Raw genomic sequence first — 12402 nt, 5'->3', positions numbered from 1 at the left:
GGTGGGGGAGACTCCGCCTCGCCTGTCCGGTTATGCCGACGGAATTCCGCCGTACAGCGCCGTAACCAGCGCCCAGCCCTCCTGAAGTGTCGCCGTGACGGGGCCGCCCTGCGCCTCGTTGCTGACCGTCCAGCCGCTGCCGAGCGGCACATCGGCCCTGTCCAGCGGCCAGCGCACGCCCGACAGGGTCAGGCCGCGCAGGTCGGAGCACGCGACCACACTCAGGGTCACGCCGGCGGGCACGTCCACGCGCAGGCCTGCGCCGGGCAGCAGGGGCCAGGCCCACTCGTCGCCGCTGGTCAGGGTGACGCCCAGGCCGTGTTCCCGCGCCAGCCGCACGCCGCCCAGCAGGAGCGCGGCCGTGTGGTCGAAGCGCCCGCCGAAGGCCCCCACGAAGACCAGCTCGCGTGCGCCCCGTGCCAGGGCGTCCCGAACCGCCAGTTCCGCGTCGGTCTCGTCCTTGGCGGCCGGATGCACCTCGCGCGGCGCGTCCAGCTCCACACCGTCTGAAGAATCGAAGTCCCCGACCCAGGCGTCCACGCGCACGCCCAGCACGTCGGCGTGGCGGGCCCCGCCGTCGGCCGCGACGACCAGATCCGGGCGCGGCAGGGCCAGCAGCGCGGCCGTGCACACCAGCCGTCCTCCGACCAGAATCCACGCGGTCACGGCGCCGCTCCGTCCACCCGGTCGTCCGGCACGTCCAGCACGCGCGAGGCGTCCACGTCCACGCGCAGCGCGTCGCCGTCCAGCGCCGCCGCCTCCCGCGCACTCAGGTGGAGGGTCAGCGGGCCGTGGGGATGAGCCACGGTCACGGTCAGGCCGGTGTCGGTGCGCTGGCGCCGGGTGACCGGGAACGCGTCGCCCGTGCCCAGCCGCACGGCCGTCTCGGGTACCAGTCGCACCCGCCCCGGCCCGCCCGGAAGGAGGTTCTCCCAGCCCAGGAAAGCCGCCACCCACGCGGTCGCGGGCCGGTCGAACACCTGTGGCGCCGCGCCCTGCTGCACCACGCGGCCTGACCGCATGACCGCCACCCGGTCACTCAGGGCCAGTGCCTCGCGCTGGTCGTGCGTGACCAGCAGCACGCCCGCCCCGACCCGCGCGAACAGGGCCCGCAGCTCCGAGCGCAGTTCCTCGCGCCGCTGTTCGTCCAGATTCGACAGCGGCTCGTCCAGCAGGAGCAGCCCCGCCCCGGTCGCCAGGGCGCGGGCCAGGGCCACGCGCTGCTGCTGCCCGCCGGACAGCTGCGTCACGCGGCGCGAGGCCAGCGCCTCCAGGCCGACCAGGGCCAGCACCTCGCGGGCCTGCGCCTCGGCGGTCGTCCGCGCCGCGCCGCGCATCCGGGGACCGTAGGCCACGTTGCCCAGCACGCTCAGGTGCGGAAACAGGGCGTAGTCCTGAAAGACCAGCCCCACGTGCCGCGCCTCCGGCGGTAGGGCCGTCACGTCCCGCCCGGCGACCTCCACCCGACCCGAATCTGGCCGCTCCAGGCCTGCCACGCAGCGCAGCACCGTGCTCTTCCCGCAGCCCGACGGCCCCAGCAATGTCAGCGTCTCGCCAGCCGCGACCGAGAGCGACACCTCCTGCACGGCCTGAACGGTGCCGAAGGATTTGTGGAGGTGATGAAGATCTAGTGCAGTCAACTGGCCAAACTCCCGCCTCGACTTTCGTGTTGCCAGAGCGCGTTGTCCAGCCGTGCCGGTGTGGTGTCGAGCTGCATTGCGACCTCCCGAATAGCCCTAGTGACACGCTGCCGGTCGCCCTCATGCCCGAGCCTGAGCGGGTGGTCATCCAGTCTGGAGAACAGCCGGATCAGCATCGAGTCCACTTTCACGTGATCCTCGCGCCCCATCAGCCACAGCAGGTAATGGGCCAGGGTCGGGCCGATGCCACGTACTTCCGGGGCCAGATCACGGAGCATCAGGGTCTCGGCTGCATCATCGTCCAGACACTGGAAATCGGCTGTGGTCTGGACGCGGTGTCGAACGAAGAAATCCGCGACGTCTCTGGCAACCTCGACTTTTAAGCGCCCTGACAGCTTCTGCCGGTTCTTCAGCACGTCAGAGGCGTAACGCTCACTTCCGACGGCATCGACCCGCAGGATGAACTCGCTGAACGTCAGTTCCGGAATGTCCGGCAGGTCGGCATGCAGCCGGTTCAGAAGAGGTTCGACCACAGTCTTGAACCTGGCCTGAGCGCTGAAGACGCAATTCACCACCGAGTGAACGCCACTGTGATGCAGGCTGAAATCTGGATCGACCTCGATGTTCTGGGTCTTCACGAATTCAGCCAGCCTCGTGGTCAGCGTGTCGGTCATGCTCAATTGTTTCACGTCACCTCCCCACGCCCGCCGTCCAGCAGCGTGAACACCAGGGCCGAGAGGAGCAGCAGGCCGGTCGCCAGGGCACACGCCTCGCCCAGGTTGCGCTCGCCGGGGCGGCCCAGGCGGTCGTACAGGCCGGTACTCAGGGTCGCCCACTCGGGGCGGGTCAGCACCAGGGTCGCGCCGAACTCGCCCAGCACGGTGGACAGGGCCAGCGCCGCGCCCCCGCGCAGGGACGGGAGGGTCAGAGGCAACGTCACGGTGCGGAGCACGCCCCATGATCCCGCACCCAGCGACCGGGCGGCCTCCAGCACGCGGGGTGGCAGCGCCCGCAGCGCCGGCAGCAGCGAGCGCACGACCAGTGGCAGGGCCAGCAGTACGTAGGCCGCGATCAGCATGGGCAGCGTGGCGGCCAGTACCGGGTACGCCAGCAGGTAGCCCACCGCCAGAGAGACCGGCGAGACCATCAGCGGCAGCAGCGACACCACGTCCAGCACCCGCGACCGGGCCCGCCATGCGCCCAGCGCGAAGGCTCCGCCCAGCAGCACCGCCCCGGCCCCGGCCATGACCGCGAAGCGCAGGGTGTTCCAGACCAGCAGGCCCGCGTCCGGGTCGCCCAGCACGCCCCGCCAGTAGCTCAGAGTGGGGCCGGACGAGCCCAGTACGCCCCGCAGGGCCACGGCCAGCAGCGGCGCGAAGCAGATCAGCGCCGTCAGGGTGCCCAGGAGCAGCAGCCCGACCAGCGCCCCGCCCCGTGCCCTGGGCAGCCCCGCCACCGGCACGCCCACCCCGCCCCGGCCCAGCGACACGTAGGCCCACGTCGCCGCCAGCGTCAGGGCCAGTTGCCCCAGGATCAGGGCGCTCGCCTCGGGCAGCCGCAGCTGGAAGGCCGACTGGTAGACCTCGACCTCCAGGGTGCCGTAGCGCTCGCCGCCCAGCGCCAGAGGCAGCCCGAAGCTCAGGGCCGAGTACAGGAACACCAGCACCGTGCCCGCCGCCAGTCCCGGCAGCGCCAGCGGCAGCGCCACCGTCCACGCCGCCCGCCCTGCCGACGCCCCCAGCGACCGCGCCGCGCCCAGCACGTTCGGCGGCACGCGCGAGAAGCCCCCGTAGGCCAGCCGCACCATGACCGGCAGGTTGAAGAACAGGTTCCCCAGGATCAGCAGCGCCGGCGTGTCACTGAGATCCACGCCCGTCCAGCGGGTCACCCAGCCCTGCGGCCCCAGCAGCGCCGACAGCCCCAGCACCGCCACCAGCACCGGGGTCACGAAGGGCAGCAGCAGCAGCCGCAGGAACAGGGCCTTGCCCGGCACGTCGTGGCGGGACAGCAGGTAGGCCAGCGGAGCCCCCAGCAGCAGGGCGAGCCCGGCGGTGCCGGCGGCCTGGGCGAGTGTCCACGCCAGGCGGCCCAGGAAGTAGGGATCCTGCCAGATGCCCAGGTTGACTCCGCCTTCCAGCAGGGTGCGGGCCAGGGGGACAGCGAGGAAGGCGGTGATGAAGAGGAGGGCGGGGAGGGTGAGGAGGGTTCTGGGCACGGGCTACCCCACCCCCCGGCCCCCTGCCCCCCTGGGGTAGGGGGAGCGGCGCTGCGCTGGGCATGTGGTCGCCAGGTTGACTGGCCGGCCTTTGTGGTGGTTTCGGTGGCGAGGGGCGGCGTATCTGCCCTTTGCGTTCACGCCGTCACCGCCCGTGCGCTGCGCGCCCGATGGCATTCGGTTCGGGGCAGGGGAAAGGGCTTCGTCTTTATGGCCCTCTCCCCTCGTGGGTGACTCGTAGAGCTGCGAAGCAGAGGGTGGAGCCGCGCAGCGGCGGGGGGTGAGGGGGCGTGTGATCACCACAACCCCATCAACGTACACTCACCTCTCCCTGGCTGGGGGTGAGGGGTTATCTCGCCCTCAGAACCTGCGTGATCCACGCATCCACCAGGCGCTGGGGGTTGGCGGGCACCGTGTTCGTCGCGTTGGCGGTGCTGGGCACCTGGGCAAACGTGTACACGGGGTCGAGCGGCGTGCTGCTCACCGCCGGGTAGACCCACATGCGGGTGGGGATGTCGGCCTGCACGGGGGCGCTCAGCATGAAGTCCACGAACTTCCTCGCCAGGGCGGGCTGCTTCGTGCCCTTCAGGATGCCCACGCCTTCCAGCTGCAGCCACGTGCTGCCGGGCAGCAGCAGGGTGCCGGTGGGCGCCTGCTGCGGGGGCTTCTTCGGGTCGTAGCCGTCGGCGTAGTAGACCTCGGCGGCGGGGCTGCTGGCGTAGCTCAGCACGATGGGGTATTTCCCGCCGTTCTTGCTGAAGTCCTTGTTGTAGGCGTCGCTCCAGCCACGGGTGATCTTCATGCCGTTCGTGCGGGCGGTCTTCCACCACGTCCATGCGCCGGCCTCGCCGTAGTGGGTCACGGTGGCGAGCAGGAAGGCCAGACCGGGGCTGCTGGTCGCGGGGCTCTGCACGACCGTCAGCTTCGCGTAGGTGGGGGTCGCCAGTTCGTCCAGGGTCTTCGGCAGCGCCAGCCCGGCCTTCTGGAAGTACGCACGGTCGTAGTTCAGGGCCACGTAGCCGTAATCCACGGTGTTCAGGGTTCCGGCCTCGTCCAGGCGGCGGGCGGCGGGCACGGTGCTGAGCCTCGGAGACACGTACGGCGTGAGCACATCGGCCGACCTGGCGCGGGCCAGCAGGCTGTTGTCCAGGCCGTACACGACATCGGCAATGGGCGCACGGCGCGTCAGGATCAGGCGGTTCAGCAGGTCGCCGGCATCGCCGCCCTTCACGAAGCGCACCCTCGCGTTGTTCTGCGTCTCGAAGGCGGCGACAAGTTTCTTGTCCACGTCGAAGGAATCGTGGGTCACGACTGTCAGGGTCGTCTGGGCGTGGGCGGCTCCGGCCAGGAGCACGGTCAGGTACACAGCAGTTCTACGCATAAAAAAGTCCCCTCGCGTCACGAGGGGAAGCGGGGAGGCGGCACGGGGCCACACTCCGGTCACGCTCCCTCCGCCGGAATGACCCGGATCAGGTTCCTGGGGTAAGTCTCAGCCCTGTTGCAGATTCAGGGCACCCCCGGTGACGCGGGGGCAGGATAGCAGTTCAGGCGAGCCGCGCCGGGCTATTCGATCTCATTCTTCAGTTCTTGGATAGCGCGAGATGGTCAGACCGATCCCGAGATTTCCGGCAAGCCGGGCCAGAGACGCGGGAAGATGGTCGGCCTGATGCACAATTTCTTTGCCTGCTGAGTCAAGCGTGCCAACACGATCCTCGATTCCGAAATCAAGTTCCATCCATGAGTCCGCCCACGTTGGATCGCCTTCTGTCAGGAGCTGTTGGAGGATCGAGAGACTGTCGGTATGGGCCTGAAGAAAGGAGATGGCTTCGCTGATCTGCACGTCAGGCTCGTCAAAATCTGCGCAACTCACGCGGGCGAGAAGTCCGGATAGCGGCTGCACGTGCGGACTGAACGATTTGCGCCTTGAACCGGCATGCCAGTGGTCGTGGGCGGTGAATGAGGCGCGAGACAGAAACGCGGTGGGATCAAAAAGGCCGCAGACACGCAGGATGCAGGACACCTTGTCACGATATGCGGTCATGCCGGTCTGCCGCAGGAGATCCTGTGGCGTGTCTGATGAACGTGGCCTTGAAGTGGCTGGGCTGGGGAACCTGCTGGTGTGGTTGGTCGTGCGGGACGGCGCGGGCCGGGTGCTGCTGGGCCGCCGGGACGGTTCTGCGTACGGGCACGGGTTGTGGGGCCTGCCGGGCGGGCAGGTCGAGGACGGCGAGGGCCTGCCGGAAGCGGCGGCGCGGGAACTGTGGGAAGAAACCGGTCTGACGGCTGATCCCCTGTCCCTGACCGTGCTGGGCGTGCGGCGGTATCAGGTGGATGGCGTGCGCGGCGTGGATGTGCTGTTCCGCGTGCACGAAGTGAACGGTGTCCCTGAGCCGCTGCACAAGACCTCGGAGGTGGGCTGGTTCGCGCCGGAGGCCCTGCCTGCCGACGCGCTGCCGTGGATCGCGCCCGTGCTGGACGCCTTCCTGAGTGGTGGGGCGCGCGTGGCCGAGCAGCTGACGGATGTGGCGGCCGTGCGTGCTCTGCCCGGCTGATGCCCACAAGGATCGTGGCCGGCCCGGATGCGGCATGGTGGGGGAGATGATCCCTGCCGATTCCCGGCCGCGCCGCGCTCCGCCCTCCTGGCTGCTGGTCGCGGGCGTGGTGCTCGTGGCCCTGAACCTGCGTCCGGCCATCGCAGGCTTCGGGCCGCTGCTGCCGCAGATCCAGGCGCAGCTGCACCTGAGTGCCGCCACGGCGGGTCTGCTGACCACCATCCCGCTGCTGTGCTGGGGTGTGCTGGCCCTGACCGCGCCCCTGCTGACGCGCCGCTGGAGCAGCGAGGCCGTGATCCTGGCCATGGTCGCCGTGCTGGGGGTGGGTGCCCTGTTGCGGGCCGGGCCGACCCTGGGCGTGATGCTGCTGGGCACCGTGCTGGTCGGAGCGGGCATTGCCGTGGTGAACGTGCTGCTGCCCAGCCTGGTGCGCCGTGAGTTTCCCGCGCAGGTCGGGGTGATGCTCGGGGTCTACACACTGGCGGTCGTGGGCGGGGCCACGCTCGCGTCGGCAGTCGCGGTGCCGCTCCAGGTCGCGGGCGGGTCGTGGCAGGCCTCGCTGGCCACGTGGTCGGGACTGGCGCTGCTGGGGGCCGTGGCGTGGCTGCCTGCGGTGAGGGGCCGGCCCCACCGATCGGTGGGCACGGTGCCGGTGTGGCGGGAGCTGTTCCGCAACCCCCACGCGTGGCCGGTCACGCTGTTCATGGGTACGCAGTCGCTGGTGTTCTTCACGTGGCTGGCGTGGCTGCCGCGTGTGTGGCACGACCAGGGCCTGAGTGCCGGGGTGGCCGGGGGGCTGCTGTCGCTGGGGAACGTGGTGCAGCTGCCGTTCGCGCTGTTCATGCCGATCCTGGCGGGCCGGTTCGGCGTGTGGCCGCTGATCGTGATGTCCGTGATCCTGGACGTGGTGGGCCTGCTGGGGCTGCTGCTGGTGCCCGCGCACCCGCTGGTGTGGACGCTGCTGCTCGGCGCAGGCTGCGGCAGCACCTTCCCGCTTGCGCTGTACCTGATGGCCGTGCGGGCCGACACGCCGGCGCAGGCCCCGCAGCTGTCCGCGCTGGCGCAGGGGGTCGGGTACTCGCTGGCGGCGCTGGGGCCGGTGGCCTTCGGGGCGCTGCACGACCGCACCGGCGGGTGGAGCGCGCCGCTGTGGTTCCTGATCGTGGACACGGGGCTGGTGCTCGTGACCGGGTACTGGGCGTGCCGCCCTGCACGGGGAACCGCATGAGTTTTCACCTCGTGTCGTGGCTGGTGCTTCAGGACGCCTCGGGGCGCGTGCTGCTGGGCCGCCGCGCGCACACCTCGTACGGCGAGGGTGAGTGGGGCCTGCCGGGCGGACGGGTGGAGGCCGGGGAGTCGCTGGCCGCCGCCGCCGTCCGTGAGGCGCACGAGGAAGTCGGCGTGACCGTGGATGCCGCGTCAGTGACTCCGCTGGGCCTGTGCCGCTACGACCACGGCGGGGCGCAGGGGGCCGATGTCTTCTTCCTGGCGCGGGCATGGGCGGGCCAACCGTCGCCGCTGGACAAGACGTCGGAGATCGGGTGGTTCGCGCCGGACGCCCTGCCGCCGGACGCGCTGTGGTGGGTGGCCGGGGTGCTGCGAGCCCACCTGCTGGGCGGCGCACGCCTGACCGAACTGCTGGACGGCTGGGACGACCTGCACATCCTGGTGTCATCCCCGGCTGTCCCTGGAGGATGAACACCCTCCGCATTGCCAGAAGTCCTTCCATCTGGAATACTTCCAAATGAAATGAGTCTTCACCTTCCCCCCACCCCTAGCCCCAGCGATGATCTGTATGACGTCGTGCGGCTCACGCTGCGGCTCTCGCGGCGGTTCAAGCATGCCTTGGACGAACCGCTGGAGCAGGCCACCGGCCTGAACACCAAGGAACTTGTCGTGCTGGCGGCGATCATGGACGGCGCGAGCACGCCCGGCAAAGTCGCCGCCGCGCAGAACCTGCCGGCTCCCACCGTGACCCGCATCATCACCACCCTGGTCGAGGCCGGACTGGTCGAGCGCGTGACCGACCCCACCGATCTGCGCCGCTTCGAGCTGCGCCTCACGCCGCAGGGGCAGGCGACCCGTGCCAGCGTCCGCGCGAATGGCATGACCATCGTCGGAACGCACTTCGGGCACGTCCCCGACGCCACCGTGCAGGCCGCCCTGCACGCCCTGCGCGCCCTGCACGAGGTGTTGAACGCCGCCCCCCTCACCACCGGGAGAACCGCATGACCAGTCCCACCCCATCCGTTCCCACCCACGCGGGAGCCAGCCTCAGCCCGCGCGAGAAGCTCCTCGCGTTCACCGGCATCCTGACCGTCCTGTTCCTCGCCAGCCTCAACCTCACGGTGGTCGGCAGCGCCATGCCGCGCGTGATCTCCGACCTGGGCGGCTTCCACCTGTACGCATGGGCGTTCACGGCATATTCGCTGGCCACGACCATCGCCATTCCCATCGTGGGCACCATCAGCGACCGCTTCGGCCGGCGGCCGCTGCTGCTGTTCGGCATCGCCGTGTTCGCCCTGTGCTCGGTCGCGCTGGGCTTCGTGACCAGCATGGAACAGCTGATCGTGTGGCGGGCGCTGCAGGGCATCGGCGGCGGCACCCTGATGGCCATGAGCTTCACCGCCATCGCGGACATCTTCACGCCCATCGAACGCGGCAAGTACCAGGGCTACACCGGCGCGGTGTGGGGCGTGAGCAGCGTGGTCGGGCCGCTCGTCGGAGGCTTCCTGACCGATCACCTGGGCTGGCGCAGCGTGTTCTTCGTGAACATCCCCTTCGCCCTGCTGGCGGCGGTCGTCATCTTCCGCTTCTTCCGCCTGCCGGCTCCCGGTGTGCGTGGCCACTTCGATGCGCTGGGGGCCGCGCTGCTGGCCGGCACCGTCACCGCCCTGACCCTCGCCATGAGCTGGGGCGGCGGCACGTATGCGTGGGGCAGCCCCACCATCCTGGGCCTGCTGGCCACGACCCTGGCGCTGGGCGCGTGGTACGCCGCGCATTCCCGCACGCAGGAGCGCCCGATCCTGAACCTGCGCCTCATGCGCGAACGCTCGATCTTCACGGCGTCGATGGCGGGCCTGCTGGTCAGTGCAGGGATGTACGCCGCGATCCTGTACCTGCCGCTGTACATGCAGGGCGTGCGCGGCTCCAGTGCCAGCGGCAGCGGCCTGGCCCTGGCTCCGCTGATGGGCGGCATCATCCTGACCTCGACCCTGTCGGGGCAGATCGTGAGCCGCACCGGCCGCTACAAGTGGATGGTGCTGACCGGCGCGGCCGTCGCCACCGCCGCACTGCTGCTCGCCACGCAGCTCTCGCTGGCCACGCCCCTGATCCTCGCCGTGGGGCTGATGGTGCTGCTGGGCATCGGCCTGGGGCCGGTGAACAGTCAGCTGACCCTGGCGGTGCAGAACGCCGCGCCGCGCGAACAGCTCGGCAGCGCGACCGGCGGCAACCAGTTCTTCCGGCAGATCGGCGGCACGCTGGCCGTCAGCCTGTTCGGGGCGCTCGTGAACGCGCAGCTCGCCGCGAACCTCGGCCCGGCGCTGCCCGCCGCCGCCCGTGACCTGCCCGCCGCCGTACAGGGGGCCATCGCCAACCCGAATGTCCTGAGCAGCCAGCAGGCGACCCAGGCCCTGGGGGGCGCCCTCGGGCAGGCCGGGCACCCGGAACTGCTGACCCCGATCCTGAACGCCCTGCGCGGCGTGCTGATGGGTGCCATCGACCACGTGTTCCTGGTGTCCGCGATCCTGGTCGGGCTGGCCTTCGTGGTGGTTCTCTTCCTGCCGGAGCGCCCGCTGAAGGGCCGGGCCACCGTGAAGATCGAGGAGACCCGGCTGGAGGGGGCGGGGGCGACGGACTGAGAGGAACTCCGATTGAATCCCGCTGCAAGCGGGATGAAATCCGACCGAAGGGAGTAGGGGCAACTACGCATTTCGGGAGATGGACGGACATCCGGTTCTTTCCCGGATGTCCGGGAATCGGACGGAATCCGTAGGAAATGCGCAGACCGCAGACGGCAGAGAGCGGAGGGCTAAAGATGTTCTGGCCCTCCTCTCTGTGCCGTCTGCTCTAGGCTGTCGGCATGCTCGACGTTCTGGTGATCGGTGGGGGCCTTGCGGGCCTCACGGCGGCGCGCACCCTGACCCGTGCGGGGAAGCGGGTGCGGGTGCTGGAGGCAGCCCCGGAGGTGGGCGGCCGGGTGCGCTCGCGCGTGGTGGACGGCTTCACCATCGATGCCGGGTACCAGGTGCTGTTTCCGTCGTATCCGGCGGTGCTCCGCCAGCTCGACCTCGGGGCGCTCGACCTCGTGCCGATTCCTCCGTCTGCGGTCGTGCGGCGCGGGTCACGGGCGGCTGTGCTGGGCGACCCCATCCGCGATCCGGCGGGGCTGCTCTCCACGCTGACCACCCGCGTGCTGCCGCTGGGCGACAAGCTCCGGGTCGTTAAGCTCGCCGCGAGCCTGCGTGCTCCCGCACCCCACACCCTGCTGACCGGCCCCGACGAATCCACGGAAGGCTACCTGCGCCGCCAGGGCTTCAGCGACGTGGCGCTGGACGTGTTCTTCCGGCCGTTCTTCGGCGGGATCTTCCTTGACCGCCGCCTGGGCACGTCGGCGCGGCTGTTCCGCTACTACTTCCGCATGCTCATGGACGGTGGGGCGGCGCTGCCCCGTGCCGGGATGGGCGCGATTACGGCGCAGCTCGCCCAGGGCGTGGATGTGCGCACCGACACCCGTGTGACCCGGCTGGTGCCACACGGCGAGCACGTCACGGCGGCCACCTCTGCCGGCGAGATCGACGCGCGGCATGTGATCGTGGCGACCGATCCCGACACCACGCAGCAGCTCACCGGCGAACCCGTGTCACGCGGCAGCGTGGGCAGCACGTACCTGCACTACGCGGCGCAGGAGCGCATCGACCCCGAGACCCGCCTGCTGCTCAATGCCGAGGACGGCCTGATCAACAACGCCCAGTGGGTCAGCAGCGGCGTGCCGGGCCGGGCTCCCGCCGGACAGCACCTCCTGACCGTCTCGGTGCTGGGCCTGCCGGAACTGGACGACGACGCGCTGGACGCCCGCGTGCGCGGCGAGCTGTCGCGCTGGTACGGGCAGGAGGCCGCCCTACGCCTGCGCACGCTGCTCACCGAGCGCATCCGCCACGCGCAGTACCCGCAGCCGCCGGAATACGCCGCCACCCTGCCCGGCCACGCCACGGATCTGCCCGGCGTGCTGCTCGCCGGCGAGATCACCTCGATGAGCGGCATCCAGGGGGCCATGGAGAGCGGGGAGAAGGCCGCTGCGATCGTCCTTGGTGACCTCGCCGGCATGAGCCGGCCGCGCGGCGCGTAAAGGATGGGGAGGCGTGACCGTATCCTGAGGCCATGACTGCCCATCTCGACCATCTGGTCATCGCCGCCCGCACCCTGGACGAGGGCCGGGCGTGGCTGGAGGGTCGCGTGGGCGTGTCCATGCAGCCCGGCGGCACGCACGACACCTTCGGGACCCACAACGCCGTGCTGTCTCTGGGGCCGGACGCCTACCTGGAGGTCATCGCCGTGGATCCGGACGCGCCCGTCCCGCCGCGCTCCCGCTGGTTCGCGCTGGACACGGACGAGATGCGCGGGCGCCTGGAGGCCGGCCCGGCCCTGATCCACTGGGTCGCCGCCGTCGAGGGCCTGACCCCCAGCGCGGACGTGCTGGAACTGTCGCGCGGCGACAACCGCTGGCGGCTGACCGTCGCGACCGACGGGGCGCTGCCCATGTACGGCGTCGCGCCGTCGCTGATTCACTGGCTGAGCCCGCCGCCCCCCACCCGGCTGGCGGACGCCGGGGTGCGGCTCGTGAAACTCCAGCTCGGCACGGCGCACCCGGATCGGCTGCGGGCCCGGCTGGACGCCCTGGAATTCGATGGCGAGGTCGAGGTCTACGAGGCCCCACAGGCGGAGCTGCGGGCAGTGCTCCAGACGCCGGGTGGACTCGTCACGCTGTAGGGGT

General features: G+C 70.6%; 13 protein-coding genes and 1 riboswitch. Of the genes, 7 read left to right on the top strand and 6 right to left on the bottom strand.

From position 1 onward, the window contains the following. Positions 1 to 30: 30 nt before the first annotated feature. The 6 genes from U2P90_RS16685 to U2P90_RS16660 all read right to left on the bottom strand — a co-directional run bounded on the left by U2P90_RS16685 (position 31) and on the right by U2P90_RS16660 (position 5896). Positions 31 to 666, bottom strand: a complete 636-nt coding sequence (locus tag U2P90_RS16685) for a thiamine diphosphokinase (protein WP_322473013.1) — start codon at positions 664 to 666, stop codon at positions 31 to 33. Further along, positions 663 to 1640, bottom strand: a complete 978-nt coding sequence (locus U2P90_RS16680; protein ID WP_322473012.1) for an ABC transporter ATP-binding protein — start codon at positions 1638 to 1640, stop codon at positions 663 to 665. Before U2P90_RS16680 ends, U2P90_RS16685 begins: the two co-directional genes overlap by 4 nt. Further along, a complete protein-coding gene (locus U2P90_RS16675) occupies positions 1637 to 2314 on the bottom strand; it encodes a hypothetical protein (protein WP_322473011.1) in 678 nt (225 codons plus the stop codon). Before U2P90_RS16675 ends, U2P90_RS16680 begins: the two co-directional genes overlap by 4 nt. 11 nt (positions 2315 to 2325) lie before the next feature. Beyond that, a complete protein-coding gene (locus tag U2P90_RS16670) occupies positions 2326 to 3855 on the bottom strand; it encodes an ABC transporter permease (RefSeq protein ID WP_322473010.1) in 1530 nt (509 codons plus the stop codon). 349 nt (positions 3856 to 4204) lie between these two features. Continuing rightward, positions 4205 to 5236 carry a thiamine ABC transporter substrate-binding protein gene (locus U2P90_RS16665; RefSeq protein WP_322473009.1) on the bottom strand — a complete coding sequence of 344 codons (1032 nt, stop codon included), beginning with the start codon at positions 5234 to 5236 and terminating at the stop codon, positions 4205 to 4207. Positions 5237 to 5283: 47 nt separating this feature from the next. Continuing rightward, positions 5284 to 5384, bottom strand: a riboswitch (TPP riboswitch). Between the two features lie 44 nt (positions 5385 to 5428). Continuing rightward, positions 5429 to 5896 carry a hypothetical protein gene (locus U2P90_RS16660; protein WP_322473008.1) on the bottom strand — a complete coding sequence of 156 codons (468 nt, stop codon included), beginning with the start codon at positions 5894 to 5896 and terminating at the stop codon, positions 5429 to 5431. Positions 5897 to 5924: 28 nt separating this feature from the next. On the opposite strand from U2P90_RS16660, the gene U2P90_RS16655 reads away from it, so the two are divergent. The 7 genes from U2P90_RS16655 to U2P90_RS16625 all read left to right on the top strand — a co-directional run bounded on the left by U2P90_RS16655 (position 5925) and on the right by U2P90_RS16625 (position 12398). Continuing rightward, positions 5925 to 6407 carry an NUDIX hydrolase gene (locus U2P90_RS16655; protein ID WP_322473007.1) on the top strand — a complete coding sequence of 161 codons (483 nt, stop codon included), beginning with the start codon at positions 5925 to 5927 and terminating at the stop codon, positions 6405 to 6407. A gap of 46 nt (positions 6408 to 6453) precedes the next feature. Beyond that, on the top strand, positions 6454 to 7635 hold the full coding sequence (locus U2P90_RS16650) for a CynX/NimT family MFS transporter (RefSeq protein ID WP_322473006.1): 1182 nt from the start codon (positions 6454 to 6456) through the stop codon (positions 7633 to 7635). After that, positions 7632 to 8105: an NUDIX domain-containing protein gene (locus U2P90_RS16645; RefSeq protein WP_322473005.1), complete on the top strand. Its 474-nt coding sequence runs from the start codon at positions 7632 to 7634 to the stop codon at positions 8103 to 8105. Before U2P90_RS16650 ends, U2P90_RS16645 begins: the two co-directional genes overlap by 4 nt. Before the next feature lie 51 nt (positions 8106 to 8156). Beyond that, positions 8157 to 8639 (top strand): MarR family winged helix-turn-helix transcriptional regulator, encoded by a 483-nt coding sequence (locus tag U2P90_RS16640; RefSeq protein WP_322473004.1) that lies wholly within the window; start codon positions 8157 to 8159, stop codon positions 8637 to 8639. Then, a complete protein-coding gene (locus U2P90_RS16635; RefSeq protein ID WP_322473003.1) occupies positions 8636 to 10270 on the top strand; it encodes an MDR family MFS transporter in 1635 nt (544 codons plus the stop codon). Before U2P90_RS16640 ends, U2P90_RS16635 begins: the two co-directional genes overlap by 4 nt. 221 nt (positions 10271 to 10491) lie before the next feature. Beyond that, on the top strand, positions 10492 to 11757 hold the full coding sequence (locus U2P90_RS16630) for an NAD(P)/FAD-dependent oxidoreductase (protein ID WP_322473002.1): 1266 nt from the start codon (positions 10492 to 10494) through the stop codon (positions 11755 to 11757). A gap of 32 nt (positions 11758 to 11789) precedes the next feature. Further along, positions 11790 to 12398, top strand: coding sequence for a VOC family protein (locus U2P90_RS16625; RefSeq protein WP_322473001.1), 609 nt, complete (start codon positions 11790 to 11792; stop codon positions 12396 to 12398). Positions 12399 to 12402: the final 4 nt, after the last annotated feature.

The organism is Deinococcus sp. AB2017081, from assembly GCF_034440735.1.
Classification (GTDB): Bacteria; Deinococcota; Deinococci; order Deinococcales; family Deinococcaceae; genus Deinococcus; species Deinococcus rufus.
The sequence above is the reverse complement of the archived record's forward strand: the minus strand, read 5'-3'. Positions and strand labels throughout refer to the sequence as shown.

Excerpts from the sequence above, each read along its gene's own strand:
- U2P90_RS16675 (WP_322473011.1), bottom strand. The coding sequence starts at position 2,314 with ATGACCGACACGCTGACCACGAGGCTGGCTGAATTCGTGAAGACCCAG.
- U2P90_RS16665 (WP_322473009.1), bottom strand. The coding sequence starts at position 5,236 with ATGCGTAGAACTGCTGTGTACCTGACCGTGCTCCTGGCCGGAGCCGCC.
- U2P90_RS16660 (WP_322473008.1), bottom strand. The coding sequence starts at position 5,896 with ATGACCGCATATCGTGACAAGGTGTCCTGCATCCTGCGTGTCTGCGGC.
- U2P90_RS16650 (WP_322473006.1), top strand. The coding sequence starts at position 6,454 with ATGATCCCTGCCGATTCCCGGCCGCGCCGCGCTCCGCCCTCCTGGCTG.
- U2P90_RS16645 (WP_322473005.1), top strand. The coding sequence starts at position 7,632 with ATGAGTTTTCACCTCGTGTCGTGGCTGGTGCTTCAGGACGCCTCGGGG.
- U2P90_RS16640 (WP_322473004.1), top strand. The coding sequence starts at position 8,157 with ATGAGTCTTCACCTTCCCCCCACCCCTAGCCCCAGCGATGATCTGTAT.
- U2P90_RS16635 (WP_322473003.1), top strand. The coding sequence starts at position 8,636 with ATGACCAGTCCCACCCCATCCGTTCCCACCCACGCGGGAGCCAGCCTC.
- U2P90_RS16630 (WP_322473002.1), top strand. The coding sequence starts at position 10,492 with ATGCTCGACGTTCTGGTGATCGGTGGGGGCCTTGCGGGCCTCACGGCG.
- U2P90_RS16625 (WP_322473001.1), top strand. The coding sequence starts at position 11,790 with ATGACTGCCCATCTCGACCATCTGGTCATCGCCGCCCGCACCCTGGAC.